The organism is Candidatus Lokiarchaeota archaeon (assembly GCA_014730275.1).
Lineage (GTDB): Archaea > Asgardarchaeota > Thorarchaeia > Thorarchaeales > Thorarchaeaceae > WJIL01.
Map to the genome: position 1 here is coordinate 19,402 of WJIL01000103.1, position 19,998 is coordinate 39,399.

The 19,998-nt window shown below is 45.3% G+C and carries 18 protein-coding genes; 12 read left to right on the forward strand and 6 right to left on the reverse strand.

All coding sequences use genetic code 11. The annotated features are described in order from the left end of the window. Nucleotides 1–83: 83 nt before the first annotated feature. The 3 genes from GF309_11620 to GF309_11630 all read left to right on the forward strand — a co-directional run bounded on the left by GF309_11620 (nt 84) and on the right by GF309_11630 (nt 1,937). The gene (locus tag GF309_11620) at nt 84–926 is read left to right on the forward strand and encodes a DUF362 domain-containing protein (GenBank protein ID MBD3159430.1); all 843 of its coding nucleotides are present in this window, start codon (nt 84–86) and stop codon (nt 924–926) included. Nucleotides 927–933: 7 nt separating this feature from the next. Continuing rightward, entirely contained in the window at nt 934–1,551 is a 618-nt protein-coding gene (locus tag GF309_11625; protein MBD3159431.1) for a SagB/ThcOx family dehydrogenase, read from the forward strand. A gap of 143 nt (nt 1,552–1,694) precedes the next feature. Beyond that, nucleotides 1,695–1,937 (forward strand): hypothetical protein, encoded by a 243-nt coding sequence (locus GF309_11630; GenBank protein ID MBD3159432.1) that lies wholly within the window; start codon nt 1,695–1,697, stop codon nt 1,935–1,937. A gap of 82 nt (nt 1,938–2,019) precedes the next feature. Here the strand turns inward: GF309_11630 and GF309_11635 are convergent, their stop codons facing one another. Continuing rightward, entirely contained in the window at nt 2,020–2,784 is a 765-nt protein-coding gene (locus tag GF309_11635) for a hypothetical protein (protein ID MBD3159433.1), read from the reverse strand. A 381-nt stretch (nt 2,785–3,165) separates the two neighbouring features. On the opposite strand from GF309_11635, the gene GF309_11640 reads away from it, so the two are divergent. After that, a complete protein-coding gene (locus tag GF309_11640) occupies nt 3,166–4,386 on the forward strand; it encodes a hypothetical protein (GenBank protein ID MBD3159434.1) in 1,221 nt (406 codons plus the stop codon). 255 nt (nt 4,387–4,641) lie between these two features. Here the strand turns inward: GF309_11640 and GF309_11645 are convergent, their stop codons facing one another. Together GF309_11645 and GF309_11650 are read right to left on the reverse strand one after the other, a co-directional pair. Further along, nucleotides 4,642–5,406: a hypothetical protein gene (locus tag GF309_11645; protein MBD3159435.1), complete on the reverse strand. Its 765-nt coding sequence runs from the start codon at nt 5,404–5,406 to the stop codon at nt 4,642–4,644. A 310-nt stretch (nt 5,407–5,716) separates the two neighbouring features. After that, nucleotides 5,717–7,108, reverse strand: a complete 1,392-nt coding sequence (locus GF309_11650; GenBank protein ID MBD3159436.1) for an amidohydrolase — start codon at nt 7,106–7,108, stop codon at nt 5,717–5,719. Nucleotides 7,109–7,261: 153 nt separating this feature from the next. Between GF309_11650 and GF309_11655 the strand changes: the two genes are divergently transcribed. The 4 genes from GF309_11655 (at nt 7,262) to GF309_11670 (ending at nt 10,682) form a co-directional block, all read left to right on the forward strand. Then, nucleotides 7,262–7,759: a hypothetical protein gene (locus GF309_11655; protein MBD3159437.1), complete on the forward strand. Its 498-nt coding sequence runs from the start codon at nt 7,262–7,264 to the stop codon at nt 7,757–7,759. Nucleotides 7,760–8,134: 375 nt separating this feature from the next. Continuing rightward, on the forward strand, nt 8,135–8,281 hold the full coding sequence (locus tag GF309_11660; GenBank protein MBD3159438.1) for a hypothetical protein: 147 nt from the start codon (nt 8,135–8,137) through the stop codon (nt 8,279–8,281). Nucleotides 8,282–8,321: 40 nt separating this feature from the next. Next, complete coding sequence (locus GF309_11665; GenBank protein ID MBD3159439.1) at nt 8,322–9,023, forward strand: MarR family transcriptional regulator; 702 nt, start codon at nt 8,322–8,324, stop codon at nt 9,021–9,023. Between the two features lie 27 nt (nt 9,024–9,050). Further along, nucleotides 9,051–10,682: a hypothetical protein gene (locus tag GF309_11670; GenBank protein MBD3159440.1), complete on the forward strand. Its 1,632-nt coding sequence runs from the start codon at nt 9,051–9,053 to the stop codon at nt 10,680–10,682. A 35-nt stretch (nt 10,683–10,717) separates the two neighbouring features. Here the strand turns inward: GF309_11670 and GF309_11675 are convergent, their stop codons facing one another. Further along, a complete protein-coding gene (locus GF309_11675; protein MBD3159441.1) occupies nt 10,718–13,141 on the reverse strand; it encodes a tetratricopeptide repeat protein in 2,424 nt (807 codons plus the stop codon). A 389-nt stretch (nt 13,142–13,530) separates the two neighbouring features. On the opposite strand from GF309_11675, the gene GF309_11680 reads away from it, so the two are divergent. The 3 genes from GF309_11680 to GF309_11690 all read left to right on the forward strand — a co-directional run bounded on the left by GF309_11680 (nt 13,531) and on the right by GF309_11690 (nt 17,176). Further along, a complete protein-coding gene (locus GF309_11680; protein MBD3159442.1) occupies nt 13,531–13,611 on the forward strand; it encodes a hypothetical protein in 81 nt (26 codons plus the stop codon). Between the two features lie 526 nt (nt 13,612–14,137). Next, on the forward strand, nt 14,138–15,964 hold the full coding sequence (locus GF309_11685) for a hypothetical protein (protein ID MBD3159443.1): 1,827 nt from the start codon (nt 14,138–14,140) through the stop codon (nt 15,962–15,964). Between the two features lie 3 nt (nt 15,965–15,967). After that, nucleotides 15,968–17,176: a hypothetical protein gene (locus GF309_11690; GenBank protein ID MBD3159444.1), complete on the forward strand. Its 1,209-nt coding sequence runs from the start codon at nt 15,968–15,970 to the stop codon at nt 17,174–17,176. 115 nt (nt 17,177–17,291) lie between these two features. Here GF309_11690 and GF309_11695 read toward each other — a convergent pair whose 3' ends face one another. Next, complete coding sequence (locus GF309_11695) at nt 17,292–17,441, reverse strand: hypothetical protein (GenBank protein MBD3159445.1); 150 nt, start codon at nt 17,439–17,441, stop codon at nt 17,292–17,294. 157 nt (nt 17,442–17,598) lie between these two features. Next, a complete protein-coding gene (locus GF309_11700) occupies nt 17,599–17,778 on the reverse strand; it encodes a hypothetical protein (GenBank protein MBD3159446.1) in 180 nt (59 codons plus the stop codon). 195 nt (nt 17,779–17,973) lie between these two features. Here GF309_11700 and cadA point away from each other — a divergent pair, with 195 nt between their 5' ends. Next, nucleotides 17,974–19,917: a cadmium-translocating P-type ATPase gene (gene cadA / locus GF309_11705; GenBank protein MBD3159447.1), complete on the forward strand. Its 1,944-nt coding sequence runs from the start codon at nt 17,974–17,976 to the stop codon at nt 19,915–19,917. Nucleotides 19,918–19,998: the final 81 nt, after the last annotated feature.

The following is a 19,998-nucleotide window of genomic DNA, read 5'->3' on the forward strand; positions in this document are numbered from 1 at the left end:
CTCAGTCTTTGTGAATGGGCCTTTAATCAGTGATGAAGTGGTAACTCATTCTATGATTCTAAAATTTAAATGTCTAACACCTCATGCATAGAGCCATGTCTTTGGTGTCTGTTGTAACGGGAGAACGTGGTACTGAACCCGTATTTAGAGCAATTGACCTGATACCGTTCGAGGATACCCTTGAGCCCTATGAAACTGTCTTGGTAAAACCAAATCTGATCACAGGTCACACCTTCGAGACTGGGATAACAACTGACCCCATAGTGGTCGAAGCGGTAATCATGAAGATCATGGATCTTGACAAGAAGGCTATAGTGGTTGAAACAGAGGGTGGAATCACATCGCCAGACGAAGCGATTGTTGAGACAGGTATGATGGATGTGATTGAGCGACTCGGTTCTGAGTACATCAACATGGGCAAGCTTGACGATAAGGTTGAACTGGAGGTAGAGAAACCTCGGGCAATTGAGGAATTCAAGGTAGCCCGAATTGCAGTGGAATCAGCTATCATCACGGTACCATCCATGAAGACGCTGAGTCATACAACAATCACTATGGGACTAAAGAACATGTTCGGCATGCTCACCACACGTAACAAGTATTCCATGCACAAACTGGGCACGAACAACTTCGTCTACGATATCTGCAAAACCCTCCCCCCCACACTCAGTGTCATCGACGGGTTCTTCGGCAAGTCTGGTGGTGGTCCGTGGAGTGGCAAACCGGTGAAGATGGAAACAATCATAGCTAGTGTCGATCCGGTAGCTGCAGATGCAACGGCTGCAAGGTGCATCGGGGTCGATCCCTATACTATAGACCATGTCCGCTGGCTCTATGAGGCGGGCATGGGTGAAATCACTGATATAGAGGTTGTGGGCGATGGCATTGATGCTGTTTATCAGGAGTGGGAACTGAATACGGAGTAGATGTAAAATGGATCCAATCAGCTTACCCACGCCTGAGAAAAGCGGTGGAAAGCCCCTGCTGGAAGCCCTGCAACTCAGAAAGACCACCCGGCAAATCAGTTCGAAAGAGATCCCGCTACAGGTTCTGTCGAATCTCCTCTGGGCGGCTTTTGGAATCAATCGTGAGAAGGCGTCCTTTGGCAAGCCCGGTCGTACTGCTCCATCAGCAAGTAACTCACAGGAAATCGACCTCTATGTCGCTTTGAAGGACGGTCTCTATCTGTACGAGGCATTCCCTCATCGGCTTGCTCCTGTTACCGATGGGGACTTTCGCACATTGTCCATCTACCGTGGAGCATCAAGGCTAACAAAGCATGCCCCGGTGAACATTTTCTATATCGCAGACCTTACATGTTATGATACTGGACCTGACCAACCTGACCCCCATATTGGAGAACCCGAAGTTCAGAAATCGTATTATTATACGGATACGGGATTCATCGCACAGAACGTCAATCTCTTTGCCGCTTCAGAAGGATTAGCCGCATGGTTTCACAACTGTGACAGAGATAGGATTAGAGCCAAATTCGATTTGCGTCCTACTCAGCGAGTCCTTTTCGCACAGACAGTAGGGTACCCCCCATGAGCATCCATCGTATGATAAGTCTTTGAAAATTAATACAAGAATGAGATTATCGGAGAGCCAGTATCTCCTAATTCAGCTCGTAGCTCGCCATTTCCATTTTTCATGAACCAAATTCTTATTTCGTTTCAGGTTCCGTAGTGTTCATGCCGTCCAAACTCGCTCAGAAAGCAACGAAACTGATGGAAGCGCAACGGGGTCACTGTGCTCAGGCGATATTTACCACGTTTGGTGAAGACATCAGCGGAGGAAAAGTAGACTTTGACACCTGCATGAAGATATCCGCTTGGAATCTTCACAAGGGCAAGACTCTCGTGATGGGTACATCAGCTCACCGCTACTACTGTCCGAGACGAGCAGACCGAAAACGGTGCTGGTGCGGTACATAGAGTTGCCACTACCAGACCATTACAAAGAAGACAAGACTCCCAAGTATTGCTTTTGGGAAGCCGAAGCACTCCCGAATTTGCTTCAGATTCCTACAAACCCGTATGTGGGTATCTCCAGTAATGCTTCCACACGCTCCGGAGGAAGCGCGCCCGGAAGGTCTTGTTTGTTGGCAATGCCGATTATTTTGGCTTTCGAAGCTTCTTCCTTCAGAAGATTCACCAACTTCTTGCTTTGCAGAACGTTCTCCAGAGTACTATCGGTAACTACTACACCCACCTGTGCACCAGAAATCATCTTTCCCCACAGATTGCTGAACCCGGATTGCCTTCCTATTTCCCATAGAACTATGTTTACATCATCTGATTCTACTGGGAGATTTTTAATCAAATCCTCTCTTCCAGTAGCAGTGTCAGATGAGGGTGTTCCTCCCTTAAGCAGACTCACCAATGTTGTCTTTCCTACGCCTGGAAAACCGATAACTATGACCTTTGCTCGCGCACCTTGCAAGTCACATATAGACTCGTAACGTGAATGTGTTGATGTTGCTGATACCTTGCTGCTTCTTCTGAGTGCATCCGCAAACATCTTGGTCTTCTCAATCGTATCCTCTTTGTCATCTGTTTTGTCAGCTACCAAGAAAACGATATGATTTGAATCTACTATACAGTACACTGCATGAGTCGGGAACTCCCTGTGTTTGACTTGCCCTTCCAAATCACTTGTTGGACATGAGTCAATCAGGCGGCGGAGAGAATCCATGAGATCTCCGTTCAATGATGGCTGTCGAAGCTCCATTGAATCAAGAAGCTCGCCTGCCCTGTTCAGGATGTACACTCCGTACCACATTCAATTTCGCCTTTTGCCACCTTTTTCTCATACTGCTATATTAACGTTTCAAGCAGACCGAACGTATGACTCGTGCAACACCTAGAGTTGCTACGATTTGGTGAAGACCTCAAGAAGCAGTACCTCCATCCTCAGCATCTATCCTGCTAATGTATTTGTAAAAGAAGAGATTATTTATAGAGTGGTATCTCGTGAAACTCTAGTGTTCACTCGCTTTCGGATGCCCCTAACTCTGATACCTGTGTCCCTGAAGCGTAGTCCCTGCTTTGCAGTATGATATGCTCATGTAGGAGATGTACTGATTATCCGCTGCAATTTCCTTCGTAATTTTCTAGGTACTCTTATATGTAGTGACACGGACAGTAATGTGGGGATTTGTAATTGATACAACATAAGCAGATTTCTATCTTTGTGATTTCTTGGTTAGTTCTAATCATGGGTATAGCTACTTCAGCTCCTCCTATGAATGCTAACGAAGATATAGTTGAGGTAATTCCTTTGCAGGATCAGAGCAACATTCTCATTCGAAAGGCATCTGAGACTGCTAATGATAAGGGAATACCTCTAGTATTCTACACGCCAGAACCCAAAATGGCTGAACAAAATCATCTGACATATCGAAATAAACTCAACCTAGAAACGAACGAAACTGAGAGAATCTTGATTTCCAACAGTACTAACACTGAGTATCTAAGGAAATATACAGTAGTAGAGCCTGGAAATATCTACAGGCAAGTAGTGTATAAATCTGATATTGATACTTCTTCGTGGTTTGATGATGCTCTAGCCAATGAAATTGACAAGCTACGGAAGAAATACAGAAGTATCGAATTCGGAATGGAGCTCGCGCAGTATCAAGGCGACGGATCAGCTATACTCCAACACTGGCAGTGGGAGAAAACATCAGTGGAGTTGATTTCCAGTTTGGATGACAATGGCAACGGGTGGACATACGAATCCAGCTACGCATGGGACCTCTGGGCATCTGTTGCTGACGTTGACCTTAATGAACGCTACTGGATGTTTGAGTGGATTGTCGCATCTTCTGTTGATGATGGAGATTATGAGTGTCAATTTGGGATTGGCAACCGGGTTGGACCATGGGTATCCAGTCGATATATCAAGAATGATGCGGCAGCTTATGGCCGAACAGAGCAATTGCATAGACATCAGCCTTCAGATTCAACAGGGACGTTTTCATATAGCATTAGTACTGGAATCCAAGCAACAACAACTGGTCCACAAGTCATGTTCGGCGCTAGCGCTACTTGGACGGGTCCGGATGTATCAATAGTCGATAACTCGCTTAAGAGCCAAGACTACACAGAGTGGACAGAAGCTTTCAGAGGGCCTAATTACTCAACGTATCCGTTCTGGTCCGGCCCATGTTCCGCGTCTCATAACACATATGAATCCTACAGAACTGCTCAATGGATGCATGACGCAGATGATGAGACGGGAGAATGGATTCAGGATACAGAAACGACTGTATCATGGCATACTGATGTACATTTCTATAATCTTTTCATCATTGTATGGGATAGCCACTATCACTACAATACTGATAATGAATGGACTTGGGAAAAAATCACAAATAACTAGAGAACCTCTAGTATCGGAGGAAAAGGCCAGCTTTTCCTCCAAACCCTTTCTATTGATGGAGTCAAATACAACCAATAGTGTATCATCACCAATCGTGACTAAACGCAGGTCGCTGCGTTCAAGGTTGTCATTCAGAACCGGATTCATTCCAATCTTTTTCTTATCACTGTAATTAAATATGTGGGTTGATAGTGGATATCCAGCGTAACGCTCTTGGTTTTACAATCTAATAACACACGATGTAGAGTCCAGCTATTAGAACAGAAGTCTGGCCACGGTGCCATTCCTATCAACCGGGGTTAGGTCCTCTTCAAACCCGTTTGAGGCTGCCCCTTCAAGCCCAATCATATACGAATCGGGATTGAACCGACTGAAAGGGACCAATAATCTCAGCGTATCATTTTCGACAGAAACGGGAAGGCCGGGTTCTGAGACGGTTCCGTCCTCATAGTAGAGACTAATGATATGAGAATCGGTATGGCCCTCTTCAATACCTCTTGAGACGATTATCAGCCAATAGCCATAGGGCAAGGAATCATTGTTTTCTTGTATACTCCCAGCCACCTGCATTTCAATGGCAACGTAGATTCCATCCCGATACGAGGTGATCTGTACTATATCGCAATTCGGATCTGATACGTCTCCTTCAGGATCCGTGTGGGTGATATTGGTCCGGTGGACTGGCATGCGACCAATGAAGAAAATACTGGGAATCCCGATGACGATAACGATAATTAGAATCAAAATCCACATTCTAGGTAACTTCGGCCTGAGAAATGACCATATTGATTGTTCGCCTACAGATTCAAATGGCTCTTCAATTGCTCCTCCCCAGTTTTGGCGATACCTGTTCAAAATATAAGTGACTATCAGAACCACGACGAAAATCGTAAAGAGCACACCCACGATTGCGATTTGAGACTGAGGTTCTAATTCGACTCTCGTCACCGCGATTGTGGCTTGAGGCTTGGAACAATGATGTGTAGCTTGGAACTCTGATTTTTCCCATTTTGCTGCCATCTCAAACAGGATTATCTCCACCCGTAATAATTTTATTTACATTCCCCCAAAAAACTTTTGCCGTCCTTTCTTCATCGATTGGAATTTCTATTGCCACTTGCCGGGCAGTCCAATCATCCAGACATCTTCTCCATCTTGTGTCTCACCGGGTTTCCTTAAATATAATGTCTAAAGAGTTAATCTTCAAGTAACTGTTCAGCTCACCACTACTAATGTCCGAGGCGAGCAGACCGAAAGTATGACTCGCGCTGCACCTAGAGTTGCCAGGATTTGGTGTACCCCCTCAGACCCGCTAAAATGCCAGTCTAGGTTATCTGGCCGCTTCTGCGGCCTCCTTTGCTGTTTCCAAGGGTGGCTTGAGGTCGTCGGGTACCGCTGGTTCGTATTCTCGGCCATGCTTCCTCTCTTCAAACTCCTCATGTGCCTTCTCCAATAATCCCGGCTTCGTGATTAGGTCAAGTGCCGAAGCAGCGATTACTTTGGCAGAGAAAATCAAGGACTTGTGACCGATACTCATCCCGTTGAGCGCCACGTTCTGCCAGGAATGACCTGGAATGCCAAGCACCCATGTTGCTGTATTGAACTCCATCGTAGGTGTTACCCAGCTTACGTCTGCAACATCAGTGGATCCTGGCATGACCATGCCTTCATCCCATGGGTCCGGTATAGATCTATCCATCAGTACATCCATCAGGTCCTCCCAGCCGGGCCGCTTGGTCTGTCTCAACGCTGCCCTCTTCTCTTCCTTCGAGATGGTGTCTGAGAGTTCCTTTGCAAATTTCATCTCCTCATCTGTATACTCCGGAGCCCCAATATCTCTCATGTTTGCTGTGACTATCTCACTGAGCTTCTTGTTTGGCAGCACATTGTAAGTACCTTCTAGGAATTCAACCTCATGGGTTGTTCGGGCCATCAAATCTGCACCGTCTGCTATTTTCAAGACCCAATCATAGATATGGTCTACTTGCTCACGCTCGGGAGCTCGCACATAGAACCATGTCCGAGCATAGGCGGGTACAACATTAGGCTGCATGCCCCCTTTCTCAATGACATAGTGGATACGTGCTTCCTGTACCACATGTTCTCGCATGTAGTTGACACCGGCGTTCATGAGTTCAACGGCATCCAAGGCGCTTCGCCCTCGATCTGGTGAGGCAGCTGCATGTGTTGAAAAACCATGGAAGTGGAATTTCACCGAATTCACCGCAAGTGAGCTTCCTACTCCGGCCCAGTTCATAGCCCCTGGGTGATGACTAAGCGCAGCATCAACATCATCGAACAGTCCATCTCTTACCATGAACATCTTGCCACTGTAGTTCTCCTCTGCTGGGCAACCAAAGAATTTGACTGTGCCATCGATACCATCCTTTTCCATGACGGTTTTGACTGCGATAGCTGCTGCCATTCCCGATACCCCATGGATATTATGACCACACCCGTGTCCTGGTGCCCCCTCCTTAATCGGCTCCTCGTGGGTTACTGGTTTCTGGGAGAGCCCGGGTAATGCATCATATTCTCCCATTATACCGATTACGGGTTCCCCATTTCCATATGACGCCACAAATGCTGTTGGCATGCCGGCAACCTTACGATTAACCTCGAATCCATATTCCTCCAATGTATCAGCAATCAGGGCTGCTGACTTGAATTCTTGAAGTCCGAGCTCAGCAAATTCCCAGACCTTGTCACTGACTTCAATCATGTGTGCTTCATTTTGGGCAATCCAATCCCATGCCGTTTCTTTACACAATCCTTTTCACTCCTAAGTTAAACAAACGAATGTCTCGACTCTGCCAAAACCGATACTTGAAGGTATTGTCTCGCTGTGGTAACTGAATCCCAAAGGTGAATGAAATTGAGCGTGAACAAAGAAGAAGGAGAAGACGGGGGACACTATGACTATTTCCCAGAAAAAATCGGTGCTGTTCTAGCGGTATGTTCCTTTGTATTTCCTAACTGGTTTCAATATGACCCCTCTCATATCACAATCTGGGCTGGCGGCTGGATGCTTCAGATTCGTAATTTGCAATACACATCCTCTATTGCGTTTCACATTGCGAACTTTGGTCCACTCTTGCCACTGATGATATTCATCGGCGGTCCACAGATTCTCTTTGCATACTTCATATATCGTGTTTATGAGCGCAAATCAACAGTAAGGAAAGCTTTCGCGGTGGGCAGTCTTGGATTCATTCCTCCTATGATACTCAACATACCGAACCTGCTCTACGATTTCACATCTCCGGGTTTTCCCTTCTGGCCCATTTTTCCGATTCCTTTGACTCTTCTTCTTGGCTATGTACTGATTAACCGAACTCCCCCACCTGAAGATACTCCCGGTTGGTTACAATGAGCAGGGTGATATAGATTCTAAAAAAGCTTTTTCGAATTAGAAACAAACCAGCTATGGGTCGACTATGGATACAAGTCAAAAGGTCCCCTCCCTCCCAGCTTTCTATGGCATGACAATTGTCGTCTGCCATATCCGTAACATGCGCGTCCACGTTAAAGCTCCTTTTTGAAGTATATAAGGTGTCGTTGGTGGATATTCCGCCCACAGAATGCTCTTAGAAAAACTCTAATCGGGATTTTTCGCATCCTACAGCTATGGTGTTTGACCCGATACATCGACCCGGAAACAAACAGGAACTATTATAATCTTGACAGCTGTATTTTGTTTCCGGAACTTTCCTAGGTACTACCGATTTGGAATGGCGGTTGTTGATGAATGGCCATTGAAACCATGGGGGATTCAATTGAAGGAGCCGCAGGCCATTCGGCCTACAACTCCGGCAAGGGACAAGCCCTTACCATGGCGGGTCTTCGGGATCTCCAGGAATCACCATCTCACCTCCTCAACGTTCTGAGACGATGATTGGAAGGAACACATAGGAAACAGCAGGTTCGAAGTTCCTATGTATGACCGTAGTTCGGCTCAGCGGCCGAAGTTCAGAGACTATGCAGTAGAGGTTACTAACATGTCAGAGAAAGCGCAGATTGCCACAGTTGGAAAACACGAGACCGGAAGGCTGGAATTTGTTCTATACCGGACGCAATCGGACAAACTGATTATGCTCCATACTGAAACAACACAGAAGCAAGCAAAGAACATCAAAGAGAAGGTGGAGAGGCGCCTCCCGGTAGAGCTCGTAGACGTTGAACCATGGGACTACCATGATGTCTTAGGGAAGGCTCTGGATGTCGCTTACAGGAATCGGGATTGTGATCTGCGGTTCAATCCGTCTCTTGGAACAAGGGTCATGACTTCTGCCCTGATTATGGCAGCAATGTTCACGAATTCACTAGTGTATCTCGTTAAGGAACAAAACGGAAAACCGGTGGATGTTGTAGAGGTGCTACCCATAAGACGCACCATGTTAACCCAACCAAAGAAGAATATTCTAAAGAAGCTGTTATCAGAAGGGGACTGTGTTCCGAGTCAGAGAGAACTCGGTTCACGGACAAGCTTGGCTGCATCCACTATAAGCGGACATGTCAGAGATCTCGAAGATGCGGGATACATCAGGCGCTCCAAGGGGGCGGAAGGGAATGTGATTTGCATTACCGATCTGGGTAGAATCGTGCTAAGGGTGGCTCAACATTGGAAGGAGCTGTGAAGCTCTAAGCTGCTTGGTGGAATTCTAATGGATGAAGACGTACTGCTTCAGCTTTGGCAGGAGGTGGTAGATTCAACGGAACACCGTTTCGATTTGACCTGTCCACACAGAACTCCTGATTTGTCTCCGGATATAGATTCTTCCAAGAAAAAAGCAGTTTGGCATATCGAGGTGTCCAAAGGGAAAATCCTGTATCCCGAAGGCCTGTCTCTTTCAAATCCTCTTCTTAAGGGGGTTCTTGCGCGAGAAGCGTGCCGAATCAGTTTGCCCCCCTCGCTGCAGAGTGAGAAGGCAAGAATGGATATTGCTTGCGAATACGGGCGACAAGTTGTTGATGATGCTGTTGCTGACCAATGGCTCTCTTTGTGGAAAGAGGCTAGTCCTATCGTCAAACTACATGATGGAACAAAATATCGACCACACACATTCTTCGATATTCTGTGGCATCTTGGTAAGGAAACCGCGTTCAATGGAATGATTTCTCGAATATCCCGAATGGATAAACATCGAATTGTAATCGACTTTCGTGACTGGGTAGAGTGGTTTCTCAGGTATGTCCTTGAATATGAACGACCTCTTTCGGAAACTGAAGCTAGTATAGTCGATATCCTTCTGACAAATCCAGAGGCTGACGGACAAGCACTTGCAGAACGTACGGATATTAGCCCTCGGTGGGCGAGATCCATTTGCAAGAAAATGAAAGAGCGCGGGCAGTTGATGGAGTTTGATGTGGTAGTCTATTCAAAAATCGGGATTCGGGCGTTTCAGGTTATATTACTATCCGATATCAACGGGCAAGAAGATTGCTCCTATCTAATTGAAGACTGTCCGTTTGTATTCTCGAACTCATCTATCCTGACAGGCGGGAGGGGTTTGCATGCGACCCTTTGCATGCCTGACAATCCGGAGAACCTCACGCATCTTGACAATCTCTTGGATATTGCGAAAAGTCACGGGTTGAGGGTATTCATCTTTGAACGTCAGAAATCGGGTAACTGGTTGAATCTGAATGATTACGAGTCAAACACAGGATCTTGGTCAATTGATTGGGAGAGTATACGCATGGAGGGCCAGATGCTGCAACGGGAGGATCTCTCCTTTGTATATCCAGAACTACAGCTTTCTGACCCCGATAAAAATATAGAACTTGACGAAACCGATATTCGACTGCTGTCAGAGTTTGAAAAGGGGAAAAAGACGGCTAGGAGTCTGCAGAACACCTTAGGCATTAGAATGGACACCATTCTAGAGCGGCTTGAGCGTCTTAGAGATGCTGACGTCATCAGGAAATCTTGGGAAGTACATCATATCGGACTCATTGAGGAGACTATTGTATTCACGGAGGACGAGAAAGCAATGAATTGTACTGCTGCCCTCTCACTGCGTTTGCCCCGTTGCTTTGTTGATTATGATCAGGACGAGAGATTGTTCATGCGGATCAGATTGCCCCGTGGTGGAGCATTTGGGCTTGCCGATGCCCTTGAACCAATCAACTCGCTGTCTGGTATCCATCTAATTGGCGATAGACTATGGGGACGATGGCACCTCAGTGATTGGATTGATGAATGGAATCCCAAAACCGGCCAATGGAGACCTACAACCAAGAATCTTAGTCGTTGGTATCATTCAATGGAAACCGGAACGAAAGATGTTTTCTGATACCATTCATGTATTCTTTCCGTGACTAAGAGATTCTACGTTTCATCATTGTCGAAATCGTCTGCCAGATTGAGTCGGATCCCCACATTGTCCTCAGTAGCAGAATCAGGCTCCAACATTTGTTCAATCTGTCCACCAAGTACTTCAATCCATTTTTCGATCGGGATTTTCTTATCTAATGCCTCTATGACTCTTAGTCCTGCAAGAGCGGGTTTATAGCTTGGATAGATATTGAGAGCAGCTTCGAACTGTTCTTTCGCCTTGTCAAATTCCCGATGATACAGATATACACGTCCCAATCTGACCCGATTGTCTATGTTATTCGGATTAATCTCTATGGCCTTCTCAAATTCGGTTTTTGCAGCACCCAGGCTCTCTTTTCTCGCAAGAATATCCCCCAGCATGATGTGTAACGCCCCACCTTTTGGTGTTACCTTGATGGCCTTGCGAGCGTACTCCTCTGCTTCATCGTACTCACCTTTTTCTAAGTGCATGTCCGCCAAGATTCTGAAGACTCTGTCTGAACTCTTGTATTTTGCCAGATTCGATTCAGCAAATAAGATAGTTTTTTCGAGATCGCCCTTCTTTCGGTATACCAAACATAGATCGTGAATGTAATTGGCTTCATTAGGATTCAAATCTATAGCTTTTTGGAATGCAAATTCAGCTAAATCCAGTATGTTCCTATTAGAGTAAAACATTCCAACTTGTCTCCATTCAGTGTCCCCGGCTTTTTCCTTTTCCATTCTTTTTTCAATCAGATCCGTTCCTTCCTGCAATCTCTCATCAAGAGACATCATCCCTGCTTTCATTAGAAGAAACTCCATGTTATTGGGCTGGAAGCTGCAGGCTTTTTCGAAGCATTCCAAAGCTCCACTGAAGTCCTTTCCATTTGCCAGAACCACACCTTTTGTGTACCAGACCTCCTCACTATCTGGGTACTTCGAAAGATGGTTGTCGAGGAGCGCTAGTGCACGGTCTGGTTCACTCTTGTGTTGATACAACTTAGCAGTCAATGCTACTACAGATCCATCGTCAGGAGCCATTTGATGTGCCTGCTGGAGGTTGTCAATCCCCTCATCAATACCCCCCCTGTCTATGAGGATTTGTGCCTTACATTTATAGAGCTCATGGGATTTTATAGTCTGAGCATCTTTCTCCAATGCCTTCAGTAACCTATCCACTCCCCGTGCAATGGATTCCTGAGTCCCCGTCCTTTTCTTGAGCATGTATAGTGTCCTGTAAAACGCTGCAACTACAAAAGGGATAATTCTGGATTCAGAAATCGCAGAGTATATCGTTAGAGCTGCTGCTAAATCACCTAGCTGCTTGTATCTACTGGCCTTCTCCATCAGGTATATCACTTTCATTGGAAATGGTATGTCGGAATCGCTTCTAACCTTCTTCAGCAATTCCATGACCTCATTCATTGTCAATGCGGAGAACATATCCGCCGTAAAATGAGTTAGTAATGACCATAGGTGAAACATTTCTAGTTCTTGTCTGGATTCTATCCGCCGCCTTGTCCTACGGGGTCTCCGACTCTCCTTGATGAATGCTTCAGGCTGAGGGGTATAGTCAAAATCCTCTTTGGTGACTCTGGCGTTGAATATTCTATCTAAAAGAAACTCCAGTGATTTCGTTGAAACACTATGCTTCTCTGCAAGGTCAGCGATTTTCCCTTTAGGTTCCTCCTGTAGCTCCGTTCTCACATTCTCAATCCATGATTGAGATACGAAGATAGGGGGCCTCCAGAAGGACATTATATCGTTCCCTGCATGTGATTGCACGTATTTGTAGAGCGCATCCTTTGGGATTCCGGTCTTGTCTGAAACCTCCTCTATCTCTAGAATGCGGGCTTGGTCAAGCCATGAACGAATCTCCTCGATTTCCTTCCTCATGTTTCGAATTTTACCGTCATGGAAAAGCAGTTGAAGACGTTCATTATCTAGTAGCCATCTGATGTCATCCTCCTCGATTTGCTTACCTGCGATGGCTGAGATTTCCACCATTCCGTTTTCTTTCAGCTCATTTAGAATACGGCTCCTCAAAATTCTCTCCGAATATATGACAGCGTTTGCCTTGATTGCAGCATCTGGCAACGCCTCCGCGAGATTCAAGATAACGTTCTTGGGAAGATTCATCCGGTCAACCATATCGTCCACTTGCACAACTGGACCGTCTCTGATTTCCCTCTCTAGACTACGAGCAGCCTTATCACGATGGAATATCACCTTTGTGTCCGCTGAAACCAGAAAATTCCCTGACTCTTCCACTAGATCTATTACCTTCGAAGGTTCCCAGTCAAACTCCTTCATCGGCTCTTCAATTGGGACTTCGGATTTTTCCTCAAATTGAAGTTCCAAGTATTTCTCCAGCTTCTTTCTGCTCCGGCCAAATATGAAAGATATCAGTACAACAGCTGCTAGTTTGATTCCATGACTTGGATTCATACCCATCACATCATGTATGTGAAGTAGAAGAAAAGGATAAACCCGGCGGAGAATAAAATACGCACCCGCGAATAGTACCGTGGTATCCGAGCGTTATTCTAATGCGTTTGCCCTAGAAGGATTACTTGTTGTCTTAATGTGGGAATTCTATAGGGCAACATTTTTGCTTTTCTCACCTGATTCACATCCATATCCCCGGCTGCATGCGGAGTTTGGCATTCAAACAAGTAGGATTAAATGCTATGAATCCCGATTCTAACCAGCTCACCCTGAGGCAACTCCTAGAGCAGGTTAGTCATGGTTTCGTTTTCTTCCTGTCGAGTTTTTCGAATGCGACAAATAATACTGCTAGCTCCAATTAAAGGAATGGCTTCTTTGTTGAGGGTGATCATAATATCCTTCTGAACAACAACACTTCAAGTTACAACTCCCGGGATGGTTTTCACATCGAATCAAGCAGTAGTGATTTGATATGAAATGTGGCTACCCATAACGCTCGATATGGCATCTGTCTCACCAAGCGGAGTGCACGCAATATGGTCTTCTTGAATAAATCGGGTATAATGGGGAAGCCAATGGTTTTGATAATGAAACGACGTACCCATTCAATGGTTATGAGCCTGGTAGGTTATCTAGCATGTTCCTCGAACGGGAACTCCCGCGAGGGTGCCCTCGTACAATGGGGCGAACCGAGTTACTTCATACAGGAGATGTAGTTCTCTTTTCATTATCACCTTTGTCACACCTAGACCGTATGCTGCATGGAATTCAATACAGTAGCATAGTAAAGAAGGCTATTGACGAGAAGCTTGCCAAATCATAGCTGTTATACCGCCCATCAAAGACTGAGAATCTTATCATTATCTCAGCTGAAACTACCATCTTGCTCCTTTGAGGCTCCTTAAATACCCTACCAAGATTTTATATGACTTAATCGTTGTAATTTTGATTTGAGTGGATAGGTAGGTAGCACATCTAGCTAATCCTAGGAGATGAACTTTCGTGAGAAATCGGATTGTTTTTACCCTTACTTTTGTTGGGATTTTATGCCTGTTGCCTATGACTGCGAATAGACCGAGGACTCTTGGCGGTCATGTAATGCAGGATAATGAAAAAGCCCTTGCTCAGACGAGCCATCCCCCCTTCAACATCACAAGCAATGATGATTTTGCATCGATGGGGTGGCCTGGCTCGGGAACTGCTGAGGATCCTTATGTTATAGGTGATGTTCTCATAGAAGATGAAAATCTTTGCGTTTATGTAACCAATACCACGGCGTATTTTAGAATTGTGGATTCAGTTTTCAGAGGAAGTGGAAAGGGGATTTCGTTCCAGAACGTTACTCATGCAACAATTTCCAACTGTTCAATGGAGCAGTTGAGTCAAGGTATCGATATCTGGGAATGTAACCACTCAGAAGTGGTTGATTGTGTGTTTCAAGATATGAGCTATACAGCTTTTTCTGCTTTCGATGTAGAACATTTCAACTTCACCCAAAACGAAATACAGAATGCTACTCAAGGCGCAAGCTTGGGGTACTCTCTGGATGTATCAGTAACTCATAACCAAATGAGTGATTGCGAGTGGGGAGGAATTTCTGTCCTTTCTGATGGGAATGGCTCCGTGATTGCTCATAATGAAGTCGTAGGAGTAGAAGAGGCGGGTCTTGGTTGGGGCGGAATATCTGTAGAGTGGGGTTCTAATTGGATTGTTGAATCAAACATAATAATGGCTTCGACCGCAGGGATTGCTCTCTCGAATTCTGATGATAATTTGATTTTAGAAAATACAATACGAAATGTCTCTTCCCCCATATTACTGACAGATTCCAGTTCAAACACTATCGATTCAAACACTATTGAGAATTGCCCTTCGGGGATTTACTCACTTGAGGGAGATGATAATACCATTTCCAACAATGAGTTTGATTCAATATACTATCAAGGGATACATCTGCGGTATTCTGTCTCATGCACAGTAGCTGACAATTCAATGTATCATGGCATAATCATCACTGGGGACTCTCCTTCCTCGTGGAACCATGATGTTACTGGAAATACGTTGCCAGACGGGGAGCTGATGTATGTATCGGGAAAAAGCGATTTACTACTTGATGGCTCAAATGTGTCGCAGTTGATAATTGCGAACTCCGACAATGTGACTGTTAAGAATGCAAAGCTCATTGATGCTGTGAGGGGTGCGACGATAGCATATTCAGAGGGGTGTTCACTCATTGGATCAACAATCGTGAGTAATTTGAATTCGGGAGTCGAGGTATGGTATTGTCAAGATATCGTGCTTGATCAGAACAACATTACAGACAATACCAAGGGACGGTATGGACGATACGGAGGCATTGCATTATGGAACTCAGATGGGGTGAACATAACTCGAAGCGTCATCTACAACAATACTGGTCATGGTATCCGTATGTTCGACTGTGATGACTGTTTTGTCTATAATAACTGGATATCCAACAATACCGATTATGGTGTTTATCTAGGGGAAGGCAAAGATAATACCATATTTGGAAATGCTATTGGGTGGAATGAAGCCGGGAATGCCTACGATGATGGAACAGACAACCAGTGGGATAATGGTGAAGATTTCGGAAACTGGTGGAGCAACTACAATGATACAGAGACCTATGAGATAGAGGGAGACGCGGACAGTGAAGACAGATATCCTAATTCTCTCAACGAACTTTCCCTCACGATTCCCATTGCTGAAGAAGAGACCATTGATTGGGCTGTCCCAGTGATTGTGTTGGTGGGGGGAGCGGCTGTCGTTATCATAATAGTAGCTCTCCTCAAAAGAAGAGGTAGCTAAGACATGAGCGACCCCCCCGAATCAAGGTCCACCATAATTACCATACTATCAATTGCGCATCTGCTAGTCTTTGTTGTACCTGGAGTTGTTACAAATGGACCATTCCCACCGGCAATGGATGTTTCTCAGAACTACGATGAACATGAAGCTATAACTATTGTAGATGAATCTGATTTCACATTATACGGGTTTACAGGAGCTGGAACTGCCGAAGACCCCTATATTATTCAAAATCTCAGCATTGTTTCGAATATGTACTGTATTTCGATTGATTTATCGTATGAAGACGTACACTTCGAAATAAAGAACTGCTATTTGCGTTCAACCGCCGATTATGTTTCCTGTGTGTATATCAGAGATTCACTCAATTTTTCTTTGAATGGCTTGTATGTTGAAGATGGTACGCATGGGATTAACTTGGAACACTGCCAATTTGCCACTATTACCGCCTGCAGAGTCTTTGACGCAGGTACGAACTATCGCATGCAGGGTTGCGAGTACGTAGAAATGGAATCCTGTGTATCCGCAGCCGGGACTACTGGCATCGCTATTTCAAACACCGATATGTCTGAATATGTGAGTAATCGTTTCTATTCAAACACTAACCTTGGCATGCTAATCGAGCACTATTCCCACAATAATACAATTTATGGGAATTACTTCGGCTGGAATGTACCACTTTTGGAGGCCTTAGAGCCTGAATATGTTGAAGACAATGGCTACAATAATTCCTGGGATGATGGAGTATCGCAAGGGAATTACTACTCAAACTATGACGGTTCTGGCTCGAAACAAATCCAGGGAGATGCGGATGGTATCGATCATTTTCCGTCCGGGCTTGATGATTCAGTAGCACCAGAAATCCAACCGGTAAGTGATATACATCTCGATGTTGATGAGCAAGACACAACCGTAGTTGCCGAAGCTTCGGATGAGTTTCCTCTCACCTTTCAATGCTATCTTGATGGTGCTATCCATGATGAGGGATACTGGATGTTCAATGCTGTTGCAACAGAGGTAGAGATGACTAAATATGGGTCTCACAATTTCACAATTCTATTCACAGATGCAGCTGGAAATTCTGCTTCTGCGGAAATCGAGATTCAGAAAGATGCTCCATTTCCTTGGCATATTGGAATGGCCATAGCTTCTGCAGCTGTTATTTCAGCACTCGTACTTGTTGAGATTCGTGATCGTAGACAGACCTCCTAACGCCTTCAAGCACTTGCTGAGTGAAGGAATCACCTGTCATCGTTCCATCTTCTTGGTTACTCCATCTACGCGGAAGCAAATGCTACGATACAGGCTGCTGCAATCAAACCAATGATCATTGTCCCGGGCATCGCTTTCCAGAAAGATTCTTCGAAGTTCCACCGAAGTTGGCACTTATGCTTCCGAAAGCTACCGCGAATACGACACCAAGGAAAATAGCTACGATGATGTAGCAACCTTCTAAGACTTCTGTTTTTGATGTCATCGGAATCCTATTGCTATTCCAATTCTTATCTTAAATATATAGCCTTTACCAAAACAAACCATCGACTAATTATCTCTTTAGGACTTCTTCTCGGAAGAATGTTTGTGCTATCTTAACCCTTACCTCCTAATTGGACTTTGTCGCCACTATTCTGACATCACAAGCACATGGCGACATTTCGGGATTTGTCGCGCGTCCTTTTGATTCCACCAGTTCCTATCTCTACAAGGTTTTCCCTTTGGGTTTGTAAACCCCAATGCGAGTATTTGATGCCTTCTTTACTCATAACCTCTATCCCTCCACTTTCTGTTATTCCAGTGTATCCTTCTACGTTCATTGTTATGCCCCTTACTGATAGTGGATTAACACACTACACTACTGATTGACCCTCCCTTAACTATAATTTATATGTGTTTGATTGAAATGGTAATTTCTTAGGAGAATAGGAAAAGTGTCTGAAAAAGGTGATAACACCTCAAAAACCCCTCACAATGAAGGTAAACAGCATAATCAAGAGGACCATCACCGAAAGATGATGCAGGATTTCAAGCGACGTTTCTTTGGTTCACTTGTAGCCACAGTTCCAATTCTGACATTATCTCCAACTGTTCAAGGGTTCCTCGGAATCGAATTCCAGTTTCTCGGATCATTGTATGTTCTGTTTGGCATCTCAGCATTAGTCTACTTCTGGGGTGGGTACCCTTTTCTCAAGGGTCTTGTAGATGAGTTGCGCGATGGGCAACCCGGAATGATGACGCTAATCTCCGTTGCAATCACCGTTGCGTTTGGATACAGCTCTGCGGTGGTCCTCGGGCTTCAGGGCTCCCTATTCTTCTGGGAACTTGTCACGCTAATTGACATCATGCTACTTGGCCATTGGATTGAGATGCGATCGGTGTTGGGTGCTTCTCGTGCATTGGAGGAGCTTGTGAAAGTCCTGCCGTCAGATGCCCATCTTGTGAAGGATGGTTCAATTGAAGATGTGAGTGTCGAGGAATTAGAACTTGGAGATATCGTGCTTGTACGCCCGGCTGAGAAAATCCCTGTTGATGGCGTCATAATTGAGGGGGCATCAAACGTCAATCAGGCCATGCTCACTGGCGAATCCAAGCCAGTTTCCAAATCAAAGGGAGACGAGGTTATTGGAGGCTCAATCAACCAAGAAGGATCGCTACGAATAGAAGTACAGAAGACTGGCAAAGATACCTATCTAAATCAAGTTGTTGACATGGTTCGCCAAGCACAGGAAAGCAAGTCAAAGACCCAGGACTTAGCGAATCGAGCCGCTTTCTGGCTGACCATCATCTCTCTTTCAGTTGGAGGAGTTACCCTTGCATCATGGGCGTTTCTAGGCGCGAACTTTGGTTTTGCCATTGAGCGGGCAGCTACAGTAATGGTCATAACGTGCCCCCACGCTCTCGGTTTAGCCATCCCGCTTGTGGTAGCCGTATCAACCTCTCTAGCTGCCAAGTCTGGCCTTCTGATTCGCGATAGACAGGCCTTTGAACGCGCCCGTGACATAGAAGCAGTCATGTTCGACAAAACTGGTACGCTAACAGAGGGCTCCTTTGGGGTTACAGATGTCATCTCGCTTGGTGATATGAGTGAAGAAGAGCTTCTTCAAAAAGCGGCATCAATAGAAACACATTCGGAGCATCTCTTGGCTCGTGGTATTACGGAGAGCGCGAAGGATCGCGATTTACCGCTACTTGATGTTGATGATTTTGAAGCCATTCCAGGAAAAGGTGTAGCTGGAGTAGTAGAAGGTGAAGAAATCAAAATCATAAGCCCCGAGTACCTCAAAGAACTAACGGGGGGATTCGAAAATGAGAAGATTGAGTCTGTTGAAAAACAGGGTAAGACCGTTGTCTACATTGTGAAAAACGAAGAACCAATCGGAGCATTAGCGCTGGCTGACAGAATACGGGACGAATCGCGTGAAGCTATCAATGCTCTGGAGGCACAAGGAATCAAGTGTCTTATGCTCACGGGAGATAACAAACACGTGGCGGAATGGGTAGCAGAAGAGCTTGGTCTTGACGATTTCTATGCTGAAGTCCTTCCGGATGAGAAAGCAGACCAAATCAAGAAGGCCCAAGAAGCATATGGTTCGGTTGCTATGGTTGGGGATGGTGTTAATGATGCTCCTGCACTTGCCCAGGCTGACGTAGGTATTGCGATTGGTGCTGGGACCGATGTTGCGGTAGAAACCGCAGACATAGTCCTCGTGAAGAACGATCCACGGGATGTGGTGGATATTCTTGGGCTTTCCCAAAGAACCTATTCCAAAATGATTCAGAATCTTGCTTGGGCCACAGGCTACAATGCATTTGCAATACCATTAGCTGCGGGAATTCTTGCGGGATTCGGTATTCTTCCTGGGCCTGCCTTTGGCGCAATTGTGATGAGCCTTAGCACAGTAATTGTTGCCATCAATGCTAAACGTCTCGAAAAACCATCTTCTGAGACACAATGAGAACCACTCCTGGAGATCTCATCGCCTCACCTCTGCAGTATGTCACAGGTCTCCGGTTCAGAGGAGCTTGGATCCATGTAA